At 49.3% G+C, this 24,535-nt stretch carries 22 protein-coding genes; 9 read left to right on the forward strand and 13 right to left on the reverse strand.

Annotation, left to right across the window (positions count from 1 at the left end):
* Nucleotides 1–103 precede the first annotated feature (103 nt).
* Complete coding sequence (tcmP, locus tag AC5FX6_RS06975) at nt 104–1,228, reverse strand: three-Cys-motif partner protein TcmP (RefSeq protein WP_493596304.1); 1,125 nt, start codon at nt 1,226–1,228, stop codon at nt 104–106.
* A gap of 71 nt (nt 1,229–1,299) precedes the next feature.
* Between tcmP and AC5FX6_RS06980 the strand changes: the two genes are divergently transcribed.
* Complete coding sequence (locus AC5FX6_RS06980) at nt 1,300–1,734, forward strand: hypothetical protein (RefSeq protein ID WP_493596305.1); 435 nt, start codon at nt 1,300–1,302, stop codon at nt 1,732–1,734.
* A gap of 208 nt (nt 1,735–1,942) precedes the next feature.
* Here AC5FX6_RS06980 and AC5FX6_RS06985 read toward each other — a convergent pair whose 3' ends face one another.
* The 7 genes from AC5FX6_RS06985 to AC5FX6_RS07015 form a co-directional block, all read right to left on the reverse strand.
* Complete coding sequence (locus tag AC5FX6_RS06985) at nt 1,943–2,149, reverse strand: hypothetical protein (protein ID WP_493596306.1); 207 nt, start codon at nt 2,147–2,149, stop codon at nt 1,943–1,945.
* Nucleotides 2,150–2,232: 83 nt separating this feature from the next.
* Nucleotides 2,233–3,144: a DUF4097 family beta strand repeat-containing protein gene (locus AC5FX6_RS06990; RefSeq protein ID WP_493596307.1), complete on the reverse strand. Its 912-nt coding sequence runs from the start codon at nt 3,142–3,144 to the stop codon at nt 2,233–2,235.
* A 45-nt stretch (nt 3,145–3,189) separates the two neighbouring features.
* The gene (locus AC5FX6_RS06995) at nt 3,190–4,059 is read right to left on the reverse strand and encodes a DUF4097 family beta strand repeat-containing protein (RefSeq protein WP_493596308.1); all 870 of its coding nucleotides are present in this window, start codon (nt 4,057–4,059) and stop codon (nt 3,190–3,192) included.
* Between the two features lie 4 nt (nt 4,060–4,063).
* Complete coding sequence (locus AC5FX6_RS07000) at nt 4,064–4,879, reverse strand: HEAT repeat domain-containing protein (protein ID WP_493596309.1); 816 nt, start codon at nt 4,877–4,879, stop codon at nt 4,064–4,066.
* A complete protein-coding gene (locus tag AC5FX6_RS07005) occupies nt 4,876–5,442 on the reverse strand; it encodes an RNA polymerase sigma factor (protein WP_493596310.1) in 567 nt (188 codons plus the stop codon). Before AC5FX6_RS07005 ends, AC5FX6_RS07000 begins: the two co-directional genes overlap by 4 nt.
* Nucleotides 5,443–5,620: 178 nt before the next feature.
* The gene (locus AC5FX6_RS07010; RefSeq protein WP_493596311.1) at nt 5,621–8,071 is read right to left on the reverse strand and encodes a TonB-dependent receptor; all 2,451 of its coding nucleotides are present in this window, start codon (nt 8,069–8,071) and stop codon (nt 5,621–5,623) included.
* Nucleotides 8,072–8,428: 357 nt separating this feature from the next.
* Entirely contained in the window at nt 8,429–10,849 is a 2,421-nt protein-coding gene (locus AC5FX6_RS07015; protein WP_493596312.1) for an ABC transporter permease, read from the reverse strand.
* Between the two features lie 287 nt (nt 10,850–11,136).
* On the opposite strand from AC5FX6_RS07015, the gene AC5FX6_RS07020 reads away from it, so the two are divergent.
* The 6 genes from AC5FX6_RS07020 to AC5FX6_RS07045 all read left to right on the forward strand — a co-directional run bounded on the left by AC5FX6_RS07020 (nt 11,137) and on the right by AC5FX6_RS07045 (nt 18,010).
* Entirely contained in the window at nt 11,137–12,495 is a 1,359-nt protein-coding gene (locus AC5FX6_RS07020) for a sigma-54-dependent transcriptional regulator (RefSeq protein ID WP_493596313.1), read from the forward strand.
* A complete protein-coding gene (locus AC5FX6_RS07025) occupies nt 12,485–13,840 on the forward strand; it encodes a sensor histidine kinase (RefSeq protein ID WP_493596314.1) in 1,356 nt (451 codons plus the stop codon). The genes AC5FX6_RS07020 and AC5FX6_RS07025 overlap by 11 nt, the downstream gene beginning before the upstream one ends.
* A 53-nt stretch (nt 13,841–13,893) precedes the next feature.
* Nucleotides 13,894–14,511, forward strand: coding sequence for a phosphatase PAP2 family protein (locus AC5FX6_RS07030; RefSeq protein WP_493596315.1), 618 nt, complete (start codon nt 13,894–13,896; stop codon nt 14,509–14,511).
* A 120-nt stretch (nt 14,512–14,631) separates the two neighbouring features.
* On the forward strand, nt 14,632–16,359 hold the full coding sequence (locus AC5FX6_RS07035) for a SulP family inorganic anion transporter (protein ID WP_493596316.1): 1,728 nt from the start codon (nt 14,632–14,634) through the stop codon (nt 16,357–16,359).
* A gap of 205 nt (nt 16,360–16,564) precedes the next feature.
* Nucleotides 16,565–17,452, forward strand: coding sequence for a dienelactone hydrolase family protein (locus AC5FX6_RS07040; protein ID WP_493596317.1), 888 nt, complete (start codon nt 16,565–16,567; stop codon nt 17,450–17,452).
* 33 nt (nt 17,453–17,485) lie between these two features.
* Entirely contained in the window at nt 17,486–18,010 is a 525-nt protein-coding gene (locus tag AC5FX6_RS07045; RefSeq protein WP_493596318.1) for a GNAT family N-acetyltransferase, read from the forward strand.
* A 77-nt stretch (nt 18,011–18,087) separates the two neighbouring features.
* Here the strand turns inward: AC5FX6_RS07045 and AC5FX6_RS07050 are convergent, their stop codons facing one another.
* Nucleotides 18,088–18,501, reverse strand: a complete 414-nt coding sequence (locus tag AC5FX6_RS07050; RefSeq protein WP_493596319.1) for a VOC family protein — start codon at nt 18,499–18,501, stop codon at nt 18,088–18,090.
* Nucleotides 18,502–19,431 (reverse strand): 2-hydroxyacid dehydrogenase, encoded by a 930-nt coding sequence (locus AC5FX6_RS07055; RefSeq protein WP_493596320.1) that lies wholly within the window; start codon nt 19,429–19,431, stop codon nt 18,502–18,504.
* Between the two features lie 185 nt (nt 19,432–19,616).
* Here AC5FX6_RS07055 and AC5FX6_RS07060 point away from each other — a divergent pair, with 185 nt between their 5' ends.
* On the forward strand, nt 19,617–21,173 hold the full coding sequence (locus tag AC5FX6_RS07060) for a protein adenylyltransferase SelO (protein WP_493596321.1): 1,557 nt from the start codon (nt 19,617–19,619) through the stop codon (nt 21,171–21,173).
* 107 nt (nt 21,174–21,280) lie between these two features.
* Nucleotides 21,281–21,532 (forward strand): BPTI/Kunitz domain-containing protein, encoded by a 252-nt coding sequence (locus AC5FX6_RS07065; RefSeq protein ID WP_493596322.1) that lies wholly within the window; start codon nt 21,281–21,283, stop codon nt 21,530–21,532.
* A gap of 783 nt (nt 21,533–22,315) precedes the next feature.
* On the opposite strand, the gene AC5FX6_RS07070 is transcribed toward AC5FX6_RS07065, so the two are convergent.
* From AC5FX6_RS07070 to AC5FX6_RS07080, 3 genes are read right to left on the reverse strand one after another with little or no spacing between them, the layout of a single operon-like run.
* Nucleotides 22,316–23,248 (reverse strand): hypothetical protein, encoded by a 933-nt coding sequence (locus AC5FX6_RS07070; protein WP_493596323.1) that lies wholly within the window; start codon nt 23,246–23,248, stop codon nt 22,316–22,318.
* Entirely contained in the window at nt 23,245–23,433 is a 189-nt protein-coding gene (locus AC5FX6_RS07075) for a hypothetical protein (protein WP_493596324.1), read from the reverse strand. Before AC5FX6_RS07075 ends, AC5FX6_RS07070 begins: the two co-directional genes overlap by 4 nt.
* The gene (locus AC5FX6_RS07080) at nt 23,433–24,527 is read right to left on the reverse strand and encodes a toxic anion resistance protein (RefSeq protein WP_493596325.1); all 1,095 of its coding nucleotides are present in this window, start codon (nt 24,525–24,527) and stop codon (nt 23,433–23,435) included. Before AC5FX6_RS07080 ends, AC5FX6_RS07075 begins: the two co-directional genes overlap by 1 nt.
* Nucleotides 24,528–24,535: the final 8 nt, after the last annotated feature.

The raw sequence follows: 24,535 nt of genomic DNA on the forward strand, positions 1-24,535 counted from the left end.
CTACCTAGGCCAGAGGCCCCGCCATAGCAGACACGAGCGTGGACGCTCGCGCCATAGCATCACACCCGACCCCGGCGGCCAGGTGACAAATCATCCTTCCACCTTACTTATACCCAATAATCGAAGTAAACGACACCTTCCGCATAGGCTGTCGCGAAACCGGGTTGATTGCCTCTACCACTCCCTCCGCTTTCAATACCTCCAGCGCTTCTTTGTAATTCCCCCGGATATAATTCGTACCGATATTATGATGGCGGTAAATACTATCGATCGGTAGATTATGATAATAGTCTCGCTTACCTGCCAGGTCAGAAATCAGGTTCTTGATCGAGTAACGGTACTGCTCCTGAAACAGCGACAACTGGTGCTTGATGTTCGCTCCGAAAAGCGGAACGCCGTCTTCCTGGTAGTCGCTGTACATGAGCATGAGCTCCTTCATTTTCATGTAGGGCGCATCATTCTTGGAGACAAAAAACAGGTAGTGACTCGTCTGGTTCTTTTTGGGCAGACTGATCTTGAAGCGGAACGTCTTGTAATCCTTCTCCCGAAACACATCCTCAAACTGGTCAACCATAAAGTCTTCCCGCTGGCCGGCATCCTGGTAGCGGTCACAGAACTCGCGGATCTTTTGCAGGCGCTCTTTGCCAAAAACATCGGCCATGATGCTGTCGTCAGTTGCTCCCTGCACAACAGCCCGTAGCTTAGCTGGCGTAAAGAGCATGAACAGATCCAGGCCCCAGCGGCGCACCGACTGCAAGAGCAGCTGCTGTGAAAATTCATAGCCGAACGGATCCAGGTATAGCAGCGTGGGCACATCGTTGCCGAGGAGCTTGGCAAGTGAGGCCAGACTAGTCTCTTCATGCAATAGCACAGGTTTGTGCTGCAAGTCTTCGTAGTAAGGCAATTGCTGCAGGTTCTCCTTTAGCCTGGCAGTAACGGTTTTCTTTTCGTCGTTGAAAAAAGTGCGCACCACTTTGTTCAGGTTATACTTATCCGTAGCCCCGAAAATGCTATTAAGTACCCGTACAGGCGTGGCAGGCTTGCCATCTTCGGGCTTTCCGTCACCTGCGTACAGATCAATAAAGGCCAGCACCGGGTTGGTCTTGTAGCGCTGCCCCTGCAACTGGGCACTGCACCAGGCCTTGAAAAATTCATTCAGCAGCTCTGACTTAATCTCGGCGCTGCTGCGCTGTTCTATAAAAAAATCGTTTGTATCGGCAGTAGACATGGAAAATAGCCCAATGTTTTATGGAAAGGTAAAGTTAGGGCTTGTTTCAATTATAAGCGTAATTTTGCAGCATGAAACTGACTGGCAACATTCTCAATATTAAAAACAAGCGCGACGACCACAATGCAGGTATCGTCATCGAGGTGGACAAGATCGAATACGTCACTTACAAGAAGGATGGCAAGTATTACCAGCCTTTTAACCTGGAAGTGGAGCTGGAAGAACCGATTGTGATCACCGGTGACCAGTTGGCCCGCAAGGCGGACAAGCACCTGCAGGAAGGCGAATACGATTTTGATGTGTATGACAAAGAAGGTGAAGACTATGTGTTGAATGAAAACAAGTTCCTGTCGGTGCTGATGATGTACGATGAGGATGAACAGGAGCACTTCCTGTCGTCGGTAGAGTATACGGTTACATTACCTAACGAAGATTTCAAGGTGCTGAAAGAAGAGCAGCACAAACTCCGACAGTCCCGTAAAGGCGCTGGTAAAAAGAAGAAATAGCCTGCCGCATATCAGGTATAAAGACAGAAAGACCTGTTTCAAGCATAGCTTAAAACAGGTCTTTCCTTTTCATGTTCCGTCAAACATGGAAGCAATTCTTCCAAAAGCTTCTACAAGCTTTAATTCAGGTTTACGCCTGTCTGAACGATAACATAATGTCTATACCTGGTTATACGTATCACAACGCACTAGGTTGATGTCCAAACACTTACTTTTTGTTCATACCCAGATAAATACCGTAACCGATCAAGCCAGCGCCCACAGCAAAAAGTACATACTGCTTCTGCTTGTTGTCCAGACCGTTAAAAGTATCCAGGCCGTATTTGCCCGGGTTCTTCACCATGTTCAGTATATCGCCTGGGTTTTGCATCAGGTTTTCAAGTAGATTCGAGGATTTTGATGTATTGGTCTTCATAGTTTTTCTTTTTTCTTTTGCTTACGGCAATAGGAGCCGAATAGATAGGAAAATTACAGAAAAGCTATACCTGATGCAAGAGGCTATTTGTTTGCCTTTCTGAGGTAGATGTTACCGTTCATGTTCTTGATCATGATTTCGGGACCGCCACCATTTACTTTGCCTGAAATAAAGTCTGCAGTGCTCACCCGGTATAGCCCCTTCTCGGTACGGGTACCGGTCGGCGTTTGAGCTGCTTCCTTGGTCATATCAAAATCAGTGTATACTTCTCCCCTGTCAGATTTCAACTTAGCATTGAATTTTGAATTGGCCGGCAGTGTCACATCCACATTTCCATTCAGGGTAGAAAAGGCCATGGGCGACTTGCCATCCCACTTCAGGATGTTGGCTTTCACCATGCCGTTTGTCGTGTTCGCCATAGCCGTGCCCGACACATTCTCAAGTACGATGCTGCCATTCACGTTAGACAGTTCCAGGTTACCATTTACATTGCTGATCATGATGTTGCCATTATTCACCGTTGACAGTTTCAGGTTAAAGTTAACTGGCACCATGATTTCCAGATTCAGTGGTCTGTTGATTGATTCAGTTGAAATCTGAACATTATTATTTTGCTCCGTTATCGTCAAGTTTATGTTTGAGTTAGGAATCCGCTTCAGCCCATTTGACTCAGACATAGACTGACCTGCCTGATGCGCTTTCTTCATCGACTCTCTCAGGGCTTGCTTCTTTTCAGCTTCTGAGGCTGGAGCCGTTGTAACTACATTTTCTTTTATGTTTTCACGGATACTGCCCTTATTACTGCCAGGACTCGCCTTCACGATGACCTCCCTGGTTTTAGTGCCGCTTACTTTTATTGATCCGAATACAAGGCTTACTTCCAGAGTACCTGTCTCGTTCGGTTTACTGAGGGGTACTTTCAATTCCTGCGTTTCCTGTGCAAATACAGAGGTGCTCAGCAGCAGGAATATCGCGATGATCATGTTGCGTTTCATGGGTTCTTTAGGTTGTGGTTCATGTATGTGGCCAAGCGTAGTTGCTTAGCTTTGTGCTTTCACAATTACTTTTCCGTTGAAGGTTTTCAGGTATAGCGAAGCTGCTCCTGCCCCCGTTTTATAAGTTGATTCTTTGCCAAGTTTATAGGTAGTAGTGCTACCATTTTGGCTATTAACTTTCTCCACTTTAGGAGCCAGGTGCTGCAGGTCCTCCAGATCGGTGTAGAAATCGCCATTGAAGGCACTGAAGCTAATGGTGGCTGAAAGCGACTTACGGTACAGCAACTCAACGTTGCCGTTCAGCGTTTCCAGCCTCGCCTGCTTTTTTGGGTTTTCACGGTACTTCGCGACCACGCTTCCGTTCACTGTTTTGGCATCTACATCTCCTGCAATGTTGTCCAGCAGAATCGGTCCGTTCACGTTCGCTGCATGAATGTAACTGGCGGTAAGGTCTTTAATCGTGATGTCGCCGTTGTTAATCGTGGTTAGGTCTATATTGGTGTTTTGTGGAACCTTGATCGTGAAATTGTGCGTGAACCTATACCCCAGTTCTTTCGTGATATTCACGCCCCGATTGGAGGAGCCGGTTCTGTGCGACTGAATGTAGGGCGCTTTCAGATAGCTGATGATGCTATCGCCGCTCACTTCAAACTCCAGGCTCAGTTCTCTCGATTTTTCCAGTCCGTCTGCTGTTCGTGGTTTGATAATGCGCTCTACCTCGATCAACACCTTGTCGCTGTTGTGTGTCTCCACATGCACAAAGCCGTCGATATTTTCGACCTTGAGCACATTGCCGGGTGATTTACGGTTAAAACGCAACTCCTTTACGATCTTTTCGGTGTGGTGCTGGGCCAGCAACTCACTGTTGACACAGCAGAATACCACCAGTAACACCAGGTATTTAATGACTTTCATAGTTTTAGATTAAGACGTTTATACTTTCTTTTATTTTATCTTTTACCAGTTCGTTGGTGCTTTCATCCTGCAGCAGCTGCTGGAGTTGTGGCACTGCTTTTTTCTCCTGCAAAGCCTGCATCAAATCAGCCAGGGCGATCTGTACCATCGGTGAGTCCTGCTGACTGATGGACAGGATCAGCCCCGCCCTTACTTCCGGCTTTTCTGTGTGACTTTTCAAGGCTTCAACAGCAGCCAGCCGCACGTTCACATTGGGGTCATTGTTAAGCGAATTGAACAAAGCATCGATCACCCGGCTATCGGCATTTGTCATCTCCTGCGAGATGTTCACGGCCCGCAACCTGTCCACTGCCAGGGGTTGATCAATTAATGTCGTAAAGAGCACCTGCTTCATCTGGCTCAGTTCCATGGCCAGCATTTTTACATCAGGGTCCTGTTGCGGCTGTTCTTGCTTTGGAGAGAAGGAAAGCCAGGCAACCAGGAAACCTGCAAAAAAGATAACCAGGGTATAGGCAAACTTGGCTGGGCTCAGAAAAATGTTCAGTTGCTGCCAAAGGTCTCCCCAGGAAAAAGAAGGCGCTGTAGGTATCACCTTTTGCTTTTCTGTAGCCAGCATCTGGTTGAACTTGGCATCCAGCCCAGGCCCTGGCTCCGGCTCCGGCAAGGTATGGAAGGCATTGAATACAGCTTGTGTCTCCTCCAGTACAGCAGCAGGTATAGCGCCCGATGCCACCAGGGCTTCAAATTCTTTTCGTTGCGTCTCGTCCAGGTTTCCTGTCAGGTAGTCCAGGATCAGTTCTTCGTGTCGCTCGCTGTTCATATGTTTATTCCTTTCGCCTGTAATTTTAGAAAGACCTCCCGTAGGTCATTGATCGCCCGAAACACCCGTACCTTTACATTTGCCTCGGTGCAGTTGTGTAGTTCTGCAATGTCTTTGTATTTCACCCCTTGCAGTTTACTCAGCAGCAACAGCTCCTTTTTGTCGTGGCTCAATTGGTCGAGGGCTTTTTCCATCAGCAGCAGGTGCTCTTCTTTCTGCTTCGCTTCTCCGGGTATCGTCAGGTCTGCCAGCACATCCTGTTTCTCACCTATGTCAGTGGTGATGCCGGCTTTCTTTGATTTCCGGATGTGATCGGCCAGCACGTTGCGGGCCAGGTGATACAGCCAGGTGACAAACTTGCCATCGCCCCGGAAGGTATGCCGGTACTTAAGCACCCGCTCAAAAACATCCTGCACCAGGTCCTCGCTCAACTCAGCATTCCGGGTGAAGCGGAAATAAAAGCCGTACAGGCTTCTGCCATACCGCTTAAAGAGCAGGCTGAGCTTGTCAAGGTCGCCAGACTTTACCTGGAGCATCAAAGCATTGTCAGTCAGTATTTCCAAATGAGCAGGTTGTTTGAGTGTTCATCTTTAGAAACTCCGGTTTTAGGAAAAGTTACAACATTCCGGCACTTATTTTTGCGCAAAAGGAGCAAAGCTAGAGAGTCGCGCCTGCCCATAAAAGATAATGGGGCTCAGAAAGCCCCATTATTCTCACCTTTACAAACAAGCAATAATTCGATCAACCGCCTGTGCGGTTCAGTTCTTCCAGGTTGTTGCGGCGGCGCTCTTCTACTTTTGCGCCTCTGCTAAACTTATATCGGAGGGTAAACCCGATGTTACGCTGTCGGAAATATTGGTCCCAGTCACTCACGTTGCCCTCACCCAGCGTAGCTCCAATGATCAGGTGCTGCGTTCCAAAAACATCATTCGCGTTGATGCTCAGGTCCAGTTTTTCATCCATAAAGCTTTTCTTCACCCCCACATTTAGCCACCAGCGCGCATCGGCACGGTAGAGCGCATAGACACTAGGTCCCTGGTATACTCCGTTTAGCTCCAGCTTTACTTTTTTAGGCAACAGGATGGTGTGGTTGGACTGCAGCATGTAGAACACCTGGTCGTTTACAGTCTGTCCATTATCAAGCGCGACATTGTACTCGTTATAAGCCACGATCAGTGTATTGTTCGACTCCCAGTTTTTCATGACGCTGTAGGGTATATTAGCTGTCAGGCTCAGGTTTTTGGAGTCGTCTGCGTTGCCGATGTAATACACAGTGGTGGCCGTTTCAGGGTCAATAGCGACCAGCTCTACAATAACATCCTGCGTGTGCTGATAGCTCAGGGTCAGGTTATAAGTCTTCTTGAACACCTGAGAGACGCTGAAGGCATGGGTAAACTGCGGCTTCAGGTCTGGGTTGCCAAGCCAGTAGGTATACGGGTCGCGATAGGCAAAGAAGGGATTCAGCTGTCCGTAATTAGGGCGCTGCAGACGGCGGCTGTAGTTATAATTGATCTGGTAGTCGTCGCTCACCTTCTGCTGGAGAAACAGGCTCGGAAACAGGTTGAGATAACTTCGCTTTGTGACATCACCTGTGGTCAGCAACTCCCCTCTTGACTGTGTCTGCTCTGCCCGCAAACCTGATTGCAAACTAAACCGCTCGCTAAGTTTGGTATTGAAATTTACATAGGCAGCATAAATGTTCTCATCATACACAAAGTGGTTCGTCCGCCTGGTGTCCAACACCAGCGTTTCGCTGTTGTTGAAGTAAAAGCGGGAGTCGGCATCGGATATCACCCGGCTGGCTTTTGCTCCCATTTCCAACTTGCGCCCTAGCGCCAGTGGTTTCGTGAAATCAACTTTGGCAGCATAAATATCGAACTCGTTTGGTGTGTCGGTATACAAGAAATCCTGCGTAACGGCACCCGGATCGGTCAGGTCATAGAAGAAGTTATAGAAGTTAGCATCTCCTCTGTTCCTGATCTTTACGAAATCCAGATCGGCGGTCAGTGTCGTGCCCAGGGTGTCATACTTGCCCATGTAATGCACATTGGCCGTTCTGTTAGAAAAGCGGTTCTGGTTGAAGTTGTCCGCATCTATAAACTGGGTTGGCTGATCAGGCGAAGGCCCAATGTAAGTCTCTGTCAGGAAATCAGCATGCAACTGGTTGTTAGCATAATACCCCATGACACCCACACTGTGTCGATCGTTAAAGCTGTAGTCTGTTCCCAAACGGACAGCAGGCGGGCCCTCCACTTCAAAATTACCGTCCGCCACCTGATCGAAATAGGTAGAGGACTCATCGCCTTTGAACACACGGGTAAAAGTGGCATCGCGTCCTCCGACCCGACGCGCCATATCCAGGTTCACGAATGAGCTCCACGGGCCGGTCTTGTAATTGATGCTGGCTCCTGTGCTATAGCCGTACTGCTTAAAATTATAGTTGCCTCCGGCATACACACTACCATTCAATCCTTGCACGGTATTCTTTTTCAGGTTGATGTTGAGTATACCCGAAGAACCCTCCGCATCATACTTTGCTGATGGATTGGTGATGATCTCGATGTTGCGGATGTTCTCGGCAGACATACCCTCCAACAGCGAGCGCAGGTCACGGGCAGACAGGTAGGTCAGCTTTCCGTCGAGCATGACGGTTACCCCTGCACGTCCATTCAGCTGAATGTTGCCCTCCTGATCTATGAACACACCCGGAGAAGTGGCCAGTACATCATAAGCTGTCCGGCCTGCAGCCAATGCCGTTCCTTCTATACTCACCACCATGCGGTCGGCCTCCTGGGTGATCGTAGGACGAAGCGCTTCAACCGTCACTTCCTTGAGCTGGGTAGCAGTAGGCACCAGTCTGATTATACCTGCCGTTACCTCTGGCTTTGCCGCAGTGACCGCTACCCGACTGACAAACTTCTTCTGATAACCCAGGAAGCTGATGGCCAATTGGTAATTCCCTATTGGCACACCCTCAAATGAAAAGCGGCCAGTTGCATCGGTGAGGGAGCTCTGGAGTGCTTGTGTGGTACCTGGCTGCAGCAAAGCGACCGTAGCATACTCAATGGGCTTGCCAGTAAGTGAGTCGGAAAGGGTGCCGGTGATTTTACCTGCTTCCTGCGCCCACGCGGCATTGGAAACGGACAGGAGAAGACATAGCAATCCCATCAAAAAAAGTACACTTTTTTTCATAGTTATAGAGTTATGATTTTATTTATTCGCTTTTGTATGCGTGGGGTACAAGCTAAAGACACATCTTTCTGCTCACAGTTGCATCCGGCATCAATTTAATCTCACATCTTGCTGCGCCGCCCATTAAGGAGACGATCGAGTGTCTAAAACCTTACAGGCTTTTCCAATTTTATTTTCAGAGACTGCTAAGGGCTGAGCAGCCTCCAGGTGATTTACATAGAAGGAAACTTCAGTTTTGGGGAAGGTTACAGAATTTCCTGTACTTTTTTTCAGGTATAAGGTATAGGCGGCGCCTCAGCCAATTCATGCTGTTACAAGTAGCTTTCAACTGAGGCGCTGCCTGTGTTCCGTATTACATTAATCGAAACGCAGATTGCGCACCGGATTGGACATGGCCGCCTTCAGAGCCTGGTAACTGATCGTGATGAAGGCAAGAACAGCGGCAAATACACCAGCCACCACGAATATCCATACCGGTATGTCGATGCGGTAGGCAAAGTCTTCCAGCCAGTTTCGCATGGCATACCAAGCCAACGGGAAGGCAAGCAGTGCCGACACCAGGATCAGCAGTAAAAACTCTTTGGAGAGCAGTGCCACAATGTCTTTGTTTTCAGCGCCCATTACCTTGCGTATACCTATCTCCTTTTTACGGCGCTCCGCTGCGTAGGCAGCCAAACCAAACAGACCCAGGCAGGCAACGAATATGGCGATGCCCGTAAAGATCCAGAGCAGCGATTTCAGCTTATCCTCCGACTTGTACATCTTCGCGAAGTTATCGTCCATGAACATATATTCAATCGGATATTCAGGCGAAAACTTATTCCATACCTCCTTTACATGCTCAATGGAGCTGGCTATGCTTTCCGCTTCCATTTTCACAGCCACTTTAATGTTCGCTCCCGGATATATCTGCAATACGGTTGGGTCGACTTTATCATACAGGCTCTTAAAGTGAAAGTCTTTTACAACTCCAATGATCTTCCCTTCCTTCAGAGAGTCCTGGTTATCCCAGGTTGGCCATAATAGTGTTTGCCCGATTGCTTGTTCAGGAGTTCCGTAGCCTAATTCCTTCACGGCAGTTTCATTGATCATAAAAGCATGATCAGCATCTGTCTTAAATGATTTGGAAAAAGGTCTGCCTGCTATCGTTTTCACATCAAGGGTGTTCAGGTAATCGAAGTCCACCATTAAAATGGTGGTGGACTGGCGCAACTGCTCCCCATTTCGAAGCACGATAACACCATCTCCTGCTGTAGCGTCTCCCGGGAATCCATAGCCGATGGAGGCGCTTTTAATGCCGGGAGCTTTTACTAACTCACTTTTGAACGTTTCATAGTTCGTGAACATGTTATCCCCTCTCATCTGGAAGAACATGATTTGCTCCTTATCAAAGCCCAGGTCTTTGTTGTGCAGGTATGACACCTGCTTGTACACCACAAAAGCACAGATGATCAGGAAAATGGACAAGGCGAACTGCACCACAATCAACCCATGGCGCAGCCACTGGATACGCCCCACCTTGCTGTCAACCACCACTGCGCTTTTGAGCACCCGTACCGGCTGAAAACCTGACAGGATCAAAGCCGGGTAGAAGCCCGCCAGTATACCTACGACTATGGTAAGCAGCACTAGCAGCAGCAACAGGTATGGTTCGGTGAAGACATTGAAACTCATTTCTTTGCCTGTGAAGGCGTTCAACGAAGGCAAGAGCAGGGACGTGAGGGCAGCGGCGAAGATCACACTGATGAGGGTCAATAACATGGTCTCCCCGATGAACTGTGCTACGAGCTGGCTACGGCTGGCACCAAGCGCCTTGCGCACCCCCACTTCTTTGCCACGCTTCATCGACTTGGCAGTGGCCAGGTTGACAAAGTTGAAGCACGCAATGAGTAAAATGAAGATGGCGATAATCCCAAGCGCCTTTACATAAGTTATATTCCCTCTGATAGACTGATCGTACTTAAAGCTGGCTGAGTAAAGGTATACTTCTCTGAGAGGTTGGATAAATGGCAGGTAATCATGGGGCTTATTATTATTTGGGTCGATCTGCTTGGCCACGATCTCTCTGAACTTAGACTGCACAAATTCAGGATCGGATCCTTCTTTTAACTTTATATAGGTATAAAACTGCTGCCAGCCCCAGTTTTTCATCCGCTCGGGAGGAATACCTGCCGCTGACATAGGCAACACAAAATTGACAGGCAGATGAAACTTGTCGTTGCTCTCAAACACCCCTTTGACCAGGAGCGTCGATTTGTTGACTGAAAACTCTTTTCCAACAGGGTTCACATCTCCAAAAACCCTTTCTGAAAATTTATCCGAAATGACAATGGAAGCGGGTTCATCCAACGCCTTTTCAGGAGAGCCATATTTAAACTTCAACCTAAAAATATCGAAGAACTGGGGATCCGCAATGAACATTCCGGTTTCATAGAGCTGCTTATCGTCTACTTCTATGAGTGTTTTGTTGTCAAAAGACAGCATCAGGATACGGGCCATCGACGTTACTTCAGGAATGCTTTCCTGCAGGGTAGTCCCAAACATAGGCGGTACACTGGCCATAAAATCACCACCACTCTCGCCCGTCTGCTGGTTGTATACCCGGTATACCTGCTCCCCTTCCGGCAGGAACTTGTCGTACTGCAGCTCGTCGTACACAAACAGCCCGATAAGCAGGCAGGCTGTTAAACCCAGAGCAAGACCTGCAATATTGATAAAGGAAAAGCCTTTGTGCCGTAGCAGGTTTCGGTAAGCGGTTTTGATGTAGTTTCTGAACATGACGCTCAATTTAGTAGATGATGCGATATAGTATGACACCAACAGTTCTGATCTTAATCAAAGCACTGCCTGGCTGCTGTTTTAATACAGAGTCAATGCCATAAATTTATATTATTGATAATTAGATACTTACATAAAAACATTACTTTAAGTGCGTACATTTTCGCGCAGCCGGTGTGCGATTTCGCACGCCTCTATTTCCAGAAAAGCCTGTTTTAGCTTCGTAATCAGCCAGTTGTATTAATGGCATAATTATAGTTTCTTTAGGTACTATATCATACCTCCTTATGCTGTTAAAAAAGGCCTCCATACTGATTGTTGATGATGATGCCGATGTGCTCACGGCTGTCCGTCTGCTGCTCCGGCCACAGGTCAAAGAGATCGTGACGGAAAAGAACCCGGAACAGCTCCCTGTTTTGCTAAAGCAACAGACATTCGATGTCATCCTGCTGGACATGAACTTTAAGAGTGCCATCCATACCGGCAATGAAGGGTTGTACTGGCTGCAAAAAATAAAGGAATTGCGACCGGAGGTAGCCGTCATCATGATCACGGCTTATGGCGATATTGACCTGGCCATCAGGTCCCTGAAAGAAGGCGCTTTTGATTTTGTAGTCAAGCCATGGCACAACGAGAAACTGCTCAACACCATTACCAATGCAGTAAGCCAAAAGTTAAACGGCAGCAAAACCACGACCTCAGGTACAAATACCCCTGCCAGCGACTTCGAACTGCTGGGCGAGTCGGATGTCATGCAGGATATTAAGCTTAAGATAAAGAAAATAGCCCCTACCGACGCCAACATCCTGATACTGGGTGAGAATGGCACTGGTAAAGAATTGGTGGCTAAAGCCATACACGAGCAGTCGTTGCGGGCCGCCAAACCCTTTGTGAAAGTAGACGTGGGTGCCCTTACGGATTCGCTGTTCGAGAGTGAATTGTTCGGCCATAAGAAAGGCGCTTTTACCGATGCCCGCGAAGACCGCGCAGGTCGGTTTGAGGCCGCACAGGGAGGTACCATCTTCCTGGATGAGATTGGCAACATTTCGCTGCACCAGCAGTCGAAACTACTGAGTGTGCTCCAGAACCGACAGGTGATCCGGGTGGGTGCTAACGAACCGGTCAACATTGATGTGCGTTTGCTTTGCGCCACCAACGTACCGCTGAGTGAACTGGCAAACGAGTCCCGCTTTCGGAAAGACCTTATCTACCGCATCAATACCGTAGAAATCCTCATACCACCGCTTCGCAAGAGAGGGAAAGATATAGTGCTGCTGGCTACACACTTTGCCCAGGTATATGCGCACAAGTACATGAAACCAGTGCCTGAACTCAGCAAAGCAGCCCAAGATAAATTGCTGCACTATCACTTCCCCGGCAATGTGCGTGAACTGCAATACGCGATTGAAAGAGCAGTTATTATGGCCGACGCGGCGCTCCTGGACGCAGATGATATTCTCTTTTCGCCTATAGAGGCTGCACCTGCAGGCGAAGCCCTGGAGCACGGCACTAACCTGGAGGAGCTCGAAAAACTGACCATCAATAAAGTGCTGCAGCTGCACAATGGCAACCTGACCCGAACCGCCAAAGAACTCGGCATCACCAGAACAGCGCTCTACCGACGCATGAACAAGTATGGGCTTTAGAAACTTAGAATGGGCGATGATCGCACGGGTACTGCTTCTGCTCATGACCCTGAGCATACCGGCTTTCGTCATCGTCAAGGGCTGGTCAGAAACGCTGGTGTTCTGGCTGCCCGTGTTTATTTTTCAGGTGCTGGATCTGCTTCGCTTTTTGCGCAAAACTCAGACAGAATTCGATGAGTTTATACAGTCAGTTCATTACCGGGATTTTTCCAGGCATTTTAATGTGCAGCATGCCTATACCCAGCTGCAGCCTCTCCGCAAAGGCTTTAACGAGATCAACTCCACATTCAAGACCATCACGCTCGAGAAAGAAACCCAGTATCATAATCTGCAGAAGGTAGTAGAGTTGGTGGAAACAGGTATACTGTCTTATGACATGGAAAGCGGAGAAGTGGTGCTCATGAACGAATCGCTCCGGAAGTTACTGCATGTCCCTTTCATGAAAACGATTCATTACCTGTCGAAGCGGGATAAGGAGCTGTATGAAGTCATCCTGGCTCTGGAACCTGGCCATACCCGTATTGCGACTGCCCATACGACCCATTTCGAGAAGAACACGACCAAAGTGCTGCTCTCGGCTACAGCACTGCAAAACCAAGGAAACAGGTATAAACTGGTTGCCTTTCAGAATGTAAATGAAGCCTTGGATGAGACAGAGTCACAGGCCTGGCAGAAGCTGCTGAACGTGCTCACACACGAGATCATGAATTCAGTCGCTCCCATCTCCTCTCTGGCAGATACACTCAAAAACCGCCTGCAGGAAACCCAACCCACAGGTATAACCGCAGAAGATCTGGAGGACCTGGAAGTAGGTATAAGCACGATCAAGCAACGAAGTGAGGGTTTGCTGCGCTTCGCCGAAACCTACCGCAATCTGAACAAAATCACGAAGCTGAACCTGGACACGGTATATGTGAAAGACCTCTTCGCCAATTTGCAGCGCCTGATGCAGCCAACCCTGGCACAAAAAGGTATACAGCTGGAACTTAACCTGGCCAACCCCTACATATCACTGCATGCCGACCCCACGCTGCTGGATCAGGTGCTGATCAACCTCCTGGTCAATGCCATGGAAGCGGTGAAAACGGTGGAGACTCCACAGATCACGCTTGCAGCCTATACCTCTCCGGATGAGAAAACGGTCATCAAGGTCATGGACAACGGCATCGGCATGTCTCAGGAAGTGCAGGAGAAGATCTTTATACCTTTCTTCAGCACGCGCAAACAAGGGAGTGGCATCGGGCTCAGCCTTTGTAAACAGATTGTGCTGTTGCACCGCGGGACGATACAAGTCCAGTCCGTTCCAGGAGAGGGCACTACTTTTATGCTCCGTTTTGGACAATGAAATTTTAAAAGCCTCGTATAGGTAGCAGTACTTGAAAATATTAAAGCTTACCCATGTTTCTGCTTCCGAATCTGGCGCTACTGCTCATAGTTACTACTACCTTTTTTGAAACCTTCGCCAACCTGGACCTGGCCACACTAGAACTGCTAAATGGCAGCCGTGCAACAGATCTGGACTTCATGCTGCTTACCCTGACCGTTACCGCCTATGGACTTGGTACCATGGTACCGCTTTGCCTATACCTGACAGGACATTTCAGGAGGATTGTTTCGCTCAAGTTGAAAGCCTATCAGTATGTGTTCGCCATGGGGCTGAATGTTCTGTTTATTGGTCTGCTGAAGTATACTGTTGATCGACCCCGCCCCTTTATCACCCACGACTCAATTGAGCAGATTGCGGAGGCCAGCAGTCCCTCCTTCCCTTCCGGGCACACGGCTTTTGCCTTTACGGCTGCTGTTGTACTTGTGCTGATGTTCCGCAGTCCCGTTCTGCGCGGCCTTATACTGACCTGGGCCTTGCTCGTCGCTTACTCCAGACTGGCCTTGGGCGTGCACTACCCCAGCGATGTACTCGGCTCCATGCTGCTCGGATCTGCCGCTGCCTTCCTGTCTACTTACGCCTTTCGGAAATACCGCGAACAGTTCTATACCTTGCTCAGGTATCGGTTATAGATTCATTATATACAACTTTTATGATATACATCAGTAATACTGACTTGCAACGGTTCGGGGCTGGTCATATAATGAGTACAACCACAGCGTAGAGCCCTGATAGTTGTGTATTCCCGGGAAATGTATGTATCGCTCTTGCTGCTGCGCATTAACCCACGTGATTCTCCCGCTAATCTATACAACGAAACGATGAAAGGATTTACATTTACTAAAGGTGACATTTTCGGAGGGCTTACCGCCGGTATTGTGGCCTTGCCGCTTGCACTGGCCTTTGGACTCCAGTCAGGTTTGGGCGCTGCGGCTGGTCTTTACGGCGCTATCATTTTGGGGTTGATCTCGGCAGTCCTAGGTGGGACCTTTACCCAGATCAGCGGTCCCACAGGTCCTATGACAGTGGTAGCAACAGCTGCCATTGCAGGGTTTATCCAAATAGGAGGAAGTCTTGAAATCGTAGCCGGGGCTATTGTCGCCACTTTCCTGCTTGCCGGTATTATACAGGCGCTCATGGGCGTCATACGGCTTGGCGCTCTGATCCGCTTTATACCTTACCCGGTTATATCAGGCTTCATGAGCGGCATTGGTGTAATTATTATCCTCCTTCAGCTTTTTCCAGCCATAGGCCAGCCGTCACCACCTACAACCATTGACGTGGTTCGACAGATCGGGCCTGCCATTTCAAACATCAATGTCTGGGCACTGCTCTATGCAGCGCTCACTGTGGTGATCGTTTACCTTTTTCCTCGTATTTCGAAAACCGTCCCGGGTACACTGGTGGCACTCATTGGTGTGACTATTTTGTCAGTCGTGCTCCAAAAAGACGTTGAAGTGATCGGCACCATTCCTTCCGGGCTTCCCGAGATACAACTTGCCAGCCTCTTTTCAGTTGACGCGGCTTTCTATGGGCAAATAGTTCGCGTGGCCATTACACTGGCTGCACTTGGTGCCATCGATTCCCTGCTTACTTCGGTAGTGGCCGACAACATTACCAAAACGCGCCATGATAGCAACAGGGAATTGATCGGGCAAGGTATAGGCAACTCGGTTGCAGGTATTTTTGGCGGTTTGCCTGGTGCAGGCGCCACCATGCGTACACTCGTCAATATCAGATCAGGAGGAACGTCAAGATGGTCGGGCATTATTCACTCTGCCACCCTAGCGATTATTCTTTTGGCTGTAGGTGCTTACGCGGCTTTGATCCCAAAGGCAGTGCTGGCAGGCTTGCTCATTACAGTTGGGCTGGGTATCCTTGATACACGTGGAATCAGACATATCCGAGTGGTGCCGCGCACTGATGCCGCTATTATGATTGTGGTATTGCTGGTAACTGTTTTTCTCGACCTGCTCACCGCTGTAGGTGTAGGAATGGTGATGGCGGCGCTTTTCTTTATGAAAAAGATGAGTGATTCAATTGGGGCACGTACCCTCGTGGAACCACTGGACACATACGACAACGGACAACACTGGCAGAACAAGAACCTGCCTGCTGAGCTAGAAGGAACTGTTTTGGTAAAGCATATTGAGGGTCCTTTGTTTTTTGGTTTTGCGTCGGGATTACAAAAAATGGCGGAAGGCGTTGTGGATGTCAGCCATGCCATTTACCGAATGGAGGAAGTGCCGTTTATTGACCAGACAGGTTTATACTCTCTACAGGAAACGCTGATGACCATGCAGGAAAGAGGGATCAAAGTGTTTATAACGGGACTTCTGGAACAGCCAGAGCAAATAATGCGGAAGGGCGGGTTAATCCCGCAACTGATTCCCGATAAGCATGTCTGCCCTACATTCACAGCGGCGGTCGACTGCATTATAGACGATCTCAAGAAAAAGGAATTGCCTCTCTCTTCTTAAAGAGTATACTTATAAAGCCTGAGTGCATCAGCTGTACGAGCTCGTTACAATCTTTAGCAGAATCAAAATATTACAGGTCTGGAGCGACCTCTTTTCCATTCTGTTTCCTTACCTTAATGATTATCTTAGCGCTTCGCAAAAGTCAGTAAAAATAGTACTTTGCCTCTGACGCTCAGATCAGTTTATAGCAAAACAGAAAGCCCATATGGAAGAGATCAAAAAAGAAGACATCAAGCAGGAAGTGTTTGACCTGTACGACGATTATGCGCATGACCGCATCAACCGTCGGGATTTCATGCAGAAACTTTCGATCTATGCGGTGGGTGGCCTCACGGTGGCTTCGCTTGCGAGTTTTCTGATGCCGGACTACAAAAACAAAGTTCAGCTCGCGGCAGATGATCCGCGCATCATATCAGAATACATTACTTACCAATCCCCGAAAGGCGGGGGTCCGATAAAGGCGCTTTTGTCGATGCCGGCTGATGCGAAGAGCAGGCTGGGTGGTGTGGTGGTCGTGCACGAAAACCGGGGCCTGAATCCGCATATCGAGGATGTGGCCCGAAGAGCCGCACTGGCTGGGTTTATCTCACTCGCCCCGGATGCCCTCACGCCGTTGGGAGGCTATCCCGGCACGGATGATGAAGGCCGTACTCTGCAGAGCCAGCGGGACCGCAACGAAATGCTCGAGGATTTTATAGCAGCGCATGAATACCTGAAGACTCATAAAAACTGCAATGGCAAAGCTGGTGTGGTAGGCTTTTGCTTTGGTGGCTGGATCGCGAACATGATGGCGGTGCGTATACCTGATCTGGCAGCAGCCGTGTCTTTCTATGGAGGCCAGGCACCTGTAGAGGATGTTCCGAGAATCAAGGCTCCCCTTCTCCTGCACTACGCCGAACATGACACCCGCGTGAACGAAGGCTGGCCGGCTTATGAAGAAGCTTTAAAGAAGCACGATAAGGTATACACCGCTCACTTCTATCCAGGTACCAACCACGGCTTCCACAACGACACCACACCCCGATACGACAAAGCTGCGGCCGAACTCGCCTGGCAGCGTACCGTTGATTTCTTAAGTCAGCATTTAAAATAACATTACACAGGAAGTGATACTTAAAGCAGGTATATGATGAATTTCAAACTGCGTCCCTGGACCATGGAGGACCTCGACAGTCTGATCAAATATGCTGACAATTTCAACATAGCCCGGAACATGGCGGATGTATTTCCACATCCCTATACCTACGAGAAAGGCGTATCTTTTTTAGAGATGGCAACGCAGGGAAAGCCGCCCCATATCCTGGCAATCGAGGTAGAAGGCGAAGCCGCAGGAGGTATAGGTATACACTTGCAGCACGACATTTACCGTAAAAATGCCGAGATGGGTTATTGGCTGGCAGAACCACACTGGGGCAAAGGCATCATCACGGAGGCTATCCGCCAGATGATAAATTACGGCTTCACGAACTGGGAGATCACCCGCATCTTCGCACGTCCATTTGGCTACAACATCGGTTCGCAGCGAGCACTAGAGAAAGCCGGCTTTGTGTTGGAAGCAAAGCTTGAGAAGACCTTTTATAAGAATGGAAAATACCATGATGAGCTGATCTACGCTGTCAGGCGGCCTAACCTGCACGAAGATCAGGTATAGCCATACCTGAAAAAACAAAAAGGCCAGCTTGTAACCGATACAAGCTGGCCTTTGCTTTTAAAGCCGTTGGCGATCTATCAGGAAGCAAATACCTCCTCCGGATTCTTAAAAGCCTTAAACTCAAGCGGGTTTTTGCTATGGTCGAGGATAAACATGGTACGCTGCTCCCCTACCTGCCCTTCGTAGCGGGTGTAAGGTTCCACCACAAAAGGTATAGCATGCTGCTTCAGTCGCTCGCGCACCTGATCGAACTGTTCGTAGCTGAGCAGGCAACCAAAGTGCGGCACCGGCACACTGATACCAGCCACTTGTCCGCAATAGTCGGGCTCAGGTATGTTGGCACTCACGTGGGCTGACAGCTGGTGACCAAAAAAATCGAAGTCGATCCAATGCTCTGTGCTGCGACCTTCTTTGCATCCTAGTATGCCAACATAAAACTGGCGCGTCGATTCAATGTCCTTTACCTTGAAGGCGTAGTGAAATGGGTTCATTTAATATCCTTTAGCTTTTGATACTACATTGATTAGTGGCTCGCCGTGGCGCATCCGGTCATAGTTTTCCAGAATCTGTGACACAGCAGAGGCCGGATTAGTAACACTGGCGACGTGTGGCGTCACCGTTATTGCCGGATGCGACCAGAATGGATGCTCCTCTGGCAACGGCTCTTCCCGGAATACATCTAAACTGGCTCCCGAAAGATGCCCCTTGTCGAGCATTTCGATCAGATCGTCATCAACCACGTGTTCGCCGCGGGCTACATTGATGACATAAGCCCCTTTAGGAAGCTTGCTGAATGTGTCTTTGTTTAAAATATCGGCCGTTTGCTTGGTTAAGGGTAGCAGGCAGATCAGGATGTTGGCACTCTCCAGAAAAGCAGGCAGTTCCTCTGAACCGGCATAAGTCCCTACCCCTTCCATCAGTTTGGGAGAGCGGGACCAGCCGTGCACTTTAAAACCGAGTTTGCTCAACTGCTGTGCCGTATGGGTACCGAGTACGCCCATGCCCATCACTCCAATCACCACGTCGGCGGTTCGCTTATAGCTGTGCTGTTTCCAGGTATGGCTTTGCTGTGCCTCTTTATACTTCTGTAATCCGCGCACATGATTGAGTACCTGTGAGATCACAAAAGTAGCCATGTCCTGCGTCAGGTCTTCGTCTACGATGCGGGTGATCTGAACACCTTGCGGTAAATCCGGATCACGCAAAATATGGTCTACTCCGGCACCCGTAGAGGCGATGCATTTTAGGTTTGGAAATGCTGTGAAAGCACCGGGCTGGTGGTTCCAGGCCAGGGCAAACTCAACTTCCTCTGCCGGACCTGTATCCGGATAAACATGTACTTCTAAGCCCGGACGGCGTTCCTTCAGGGCACTTTCCCAGCGGCTCGTGTTTCTGCCCTGGCTGAATATAGTGATTGACATAAAAGCTGTAAGTCTGTTCGGTAATGTTTGGCGATGTAAAGCCTGTCCCTGATTACGTACTAAACGGGATAAGTCTGCTAAATTTAACTAATCTTGCACAAATCTTGTTAAAGAGAAATCAAAAGGCTGACAAAAGCTTTACAGAAATGCCATGGTCAGCTTCCTTATACCTAAAACTGAATAAGATGGAGCAACTGAGCTCAAAAATTTATAAAAAAGAATTTGTAGACGCTTTTGCTGGTGATGACAGTGGCACGCTAACGCCTCGCCAGACACCGGGCGTACTCTACAGCAAAGCAAGACCTACTCCGGTAGAAAAAGTGACTCTCCTGGCCTGGTCCGATGCGCTTGCCAGAGAGCTAGGTATAGCCAGGCCCACCGAGCAGCAAGACATCGATATATTGGGTGGTAATCAGGTAACAGACACCATGTACCCTTACGCAGCCTGCTATGCCGGACATCAGTTTGGCAACTGGGCCGGTCAGTTGGGCGATGGCCGGGCCATTACGCTCGGTGAATGGGAAGCGCCTGATGGTAAAACCTGGGAGCTGCAGCTGAAAGGCGCAGGACTCACGCCCTATTCCCGCCGTGCTGATGGACGAGCCGTGCTGCGCTCCTCGGTTCGCGAGTATCTGATGAGTGAAGCCATGCATTATTTAGGTGTGCCTACTACTCGTGCCCTGAGCCTGGTGAGTACCGGTGAGCCTGTTCTGCGAGACATGTTCTACAATGGCAATGCGGCCTACGAGCCCGGTGCGATCGTGATGCGGGTTGCTCCGAGTTTCCTGCGCTTCGGCAACTTCGAGATGCTCAACGCCCGCAAGGAAGTCGATAACCTGCGTCAGCTCGTCGACTGGACCATCTCCCGCTATTACCCACATATCACGGGTGAAGACAAAGTAATAGACTGGTTCAAAGAGATCGTGGAACGTACTGCCCGCCTGATGGTGGAGTGGATGCGGGTGGGCTTTGTACACGGCGTGATGAACACCGACAACATGTCCATCCTCGGCCTGACCATCGACTATGGCCCTTATTCGTTCGTGGACAATTATGACCCGAACTTCACCCCGAACACGACCGATCTGCCGGGCAGACGCTATGCCTTCGGGAAACAGCCCTCTATCGGCTACTGGAACCTGGGCGCTTTGGCTGGCGCTCTACTGCCGCTAACTGATAAAGATAAGTTGGTAGCCACACTGGAGTCATTTAAGGATGTATATTGGTCGGCATACTATGCCATGATGGGCCGCAAACTCGGGTTAGACCAGGTATCTCCATTAGACCGTGATTTGATCAGTCATTTTGAGAAAACCCTGTCAACGATACAGCCTGACATGACCATCTTCTATCAGTTGTTGATTGATCTTCCGCTTTCGGTAGAGCGTGAAGAAGATGTAGCAGATCACTTCAGGCAGGCACTGTATGATGACCTGACAGCGGAGCATAAAACAGCGCTCTATACCTTGATCAGCAACTACCTAGAGCGGCTAAACACGAACAAGATCAAGCGGTCGGATTCACAGGAAATGATGCGAAAAGCAAACCCACGTTTTGTGTTGCGCAACTACCTGCTGCACCAGGCGATTGAAGGATTGGAGAAAGGGGATGACACCCTGTTTGTGAAGCTACAGGAGGCTATCAGAGAACCGTATTCCGATAAGTTTGACGAGTTCTTCCAGACGCGACCCGAATGGGCTTCCCAGAAAGCAGGATGCTCGATGCTTTCGTGTAGCTCTTAAGTAACGGCGGCAGAAATTCAGGCTCGAAGAATTTCTGCCGCTGGTTTGCAAAGTCGATCAACCATCTCCTATCTTAATGCAGGTATAGCTTTTAACAAAACTGCAACATGAAAACCAAGGCGCTCCGTATCCCAATCCTTTTCGCAGCGGTGCTCGGATTGACTTCCTGTGAAAAAGACTGTGAAACCACCATTGCTGCCTGCACTGAACGGCCACCAACCGATGAACTCTGCCTTGCAGCATTCAACAGATGGTTTTACAACGAAGACAAAAATAAATGCGAGGAAATCAGGTATAGCGGGTGCACCTTGAAAGGATTTGAAACGAAGCAGGAATGTGAGCAATGCAAGTGTAGTTGATTAAGATTACAGGTATAGCTCGGTAGGTTATGTTGCAGTTACCGGTCCTACGACCCCTAAGCTAAGGCGGGGATTTTGGCTGCACTACGCACCAGGTGTAGCCGTTGCAGCGATGATTCCCGTGCACGATTAACACACACCTGCCCCTCTCTTCGTAGAGGCCCCCTACCCCCATAGGGGAATCTCATTAATGATTGTCATCCCCCTGCCCCCTTCCAAGGGGGACTTAGCTGCCACTACCAATCTGCAGGTATAAGCGCTATATTAAGTGACCACTGACAGGTATAGCAAGACTAACTTGCACGGAAACTATGGAACAGATAAATGTGCCAGGTGCACCCTTTGGCGCTCCACTGTTGGGGGTGAAGGGGTCCCCCTGTCAAGAGCGTTCAGCGAGTGGGGGTAGGGGCCCTCGATTTGGAGCGTCTTGATTTTTTTGCTTACTGGGGGTAGGGGCCCTCGATTTTTTCATCAAGGAAAAAAGTAGGTGTCCGCCGCACAGGCGAAGCTGTGAAATAAGGCAAGTTGCTATACCTGCAACAGCCGCAGCTATAATACCACTTGCCCGCCGCACAGGCGAAGCTATTAAACAACATCTTTTGTTATAGCTGCTACAGCCGCAGCTATACCTATACCTGGGCCAGAGGCCCCACCATATCCGTCACGAGCGAGGAAGCTCGCGCCATATTACGACAGTATCATACCCTGAAAGCCAGTGATAAAATCAATAAAAAAGCCCCTGATCACGCAGAGGCTCTTCACTAGTAAATTCTAAAACTAACTTTAAAAACTCTTCCGATGCATTCTTACCGGAAACAACCGATAATCCATTAAGCTCACGGCGTACGGAAACCCCCGCCAGTGCACAATTGGTACATGCCGGGCGGGGCTTGGCCCTTTGGTATCAGGTATAGCGAGCATCGTATTACCGATATAACTCAACTCCCCCTTTTCAACCGCTAACTTACCAGCAACATGCTGCAGGAAAACATCCTTGTCAGCATCCGAAGAAGTAAAGGAAATCTCACGTGATATGGTGGCACCGCCTTCCAACTCGGGTGCATAGAACACGCGGGAGAAAGTATCGATGGCAATGATGGGGACACCCAACGTTGGCACCTTGGCCTGCATGACATCCGGAGGCGTCATAGGCGCCTGATTGGCCACTCGCTTCACCATCTCCGTAACTTTCTGCGCAGTATAGATGCCCTTGATCGTTTCGGATTCGATGCGCTTGAGTACCTGCTCTACCTTTGACTCGAAAGGCTGACCTGGGTTCTCCTGCCGCGGCGGAGTCGCCGGTCGCGGTTGAGACTGCCCCTGCGGACGCGGCTTCTGTACCTGAGGCAATGGCTTTGGCTTTTCACGCTCCGGCACGTAGCTGTCTTTGATATGTCGCTCGTGCACATTGATCACCGTCGTGAAGGTATTGATAAAGTGCTCTGTGTTCTGCACATGAAACAGCTCTAGCTCCTGTATGCGCTTGCGGGTAACCAGGTAGTTGTGTACTAGCTTTGTTTTTTCGAAAACGGCCAGCACCTTCTCTGCGTGCGGGGTGTGCTGATAGCGCTCGTACAACCTGTGCAGCGCATTGAGCCTGGCGTTAGAAGCACGGATATACTGCATCGCACGGGCATCAGCAGCACCGGGATGGTCTATGACCGTGCGGGTCGATTCCTGTTCCAGCCCGAAAAAAGAACGAAAAAATCGGATCATTTAGACAGGATGCGTTTGAGGTGCTGGGTTTCGATTTCGACCTGTAGTTTCTCAGAGAGTTTCATCTCTTCGAAAAGGTTGTCGATATGCTGGATATAAAGGTCCAGCACCGCCTCCTGCTCGTCGCTCAGGATGCGGTGCCGGACGGCTAGTTCTTCTTCTTTCTTATCCCCTTTGTAAATCATTATTCGATTTCAATCTGTTTGGACTTGCCAAAAGTGCCGATGATCTTGCTGTTAAGTTCTTCCTGAACCTGTGCCAGTTCTTTTACGGCTTCTGCCCGTTTCTTGCTGCCCTCTTCTGATATCTTGATCACCTGATCGAGTGTTTCTACCATGTCTTTGTTCACCTTCTTCAGCGTCTCCACATCCACAATGCCGCGCTCGTTTTCCTGCGCTGCGATCACAACGTTTTTCTTCAGAAGCTCGGAGTTCTTGCGGAGCATTTCGTTTGTCGTATCGGTCACCTTTTTCTGTATCTCGAGGGCCTTTCGCTGCTTCTCTAAGCCAAGCGCAATGGCCACCTGCTGACGCCATACAGGTATAACCGTCACAATGGAATTCTGGATCTTCTGAGCCAGCACATCGTTCGTGGTCTGGATCATACGGATCTGCGGCATCGACTGCGTAGCGATGGTATGCGACAAAGTGAAGTCGTGTACCTTCTTCTCCAGACGCTCTTTAAAGGCGATCATATCGCTCAGGCGCTGCACCGCCAGTTCGTCCTGTCCGCTGTTTTCCACCTCGTCCTGCAGCTTCGGTATGATGTCGGTTTCGATCTCTTCGATCTTCATCTTTCCGGCTGCGATCACAGAGCGTATCTCGTGGATGTACTCCACTGCCTGGTTGAACATGACTTCCAGACTGGTGGAGTCCTTCATGATGCTCTGCCGGGTACGCTCCAGTTTCACGACTACATCGTCTACATTGGCCGACACGGAGTTGTACTGCGAAGCGATCTGCTTCGACTTATCTGAAAACTTTTTCACGAAAGGCAGGCGTGAGAAGAACCCGCCCTTCTCCTGCTCATCGATCTTGATCATGTTGATCTGGTTGAGCAGTTCGTTGATGGCATCACCTGCCTCGCCTGAATCCTTGGCTTTTACTTTGGTGAGCAGTTCGTTGGAGTAATGGCCCAGTTTGCGCTGCGTTTCCACACCAAAGTTGCTCAGACTTTCCGGGTTACCCGGATCGATGGACTTGGAAATCGCCAAAGCTTTTTCCCTTATTTTTTCTTGATTCTCTGCGATCGTAATCTCTGTTTTCTCTGTTTTTTCCATCTTGTTTT

The organism is Pontibacter sp. LHS2 (assembly GCF_058932845.1).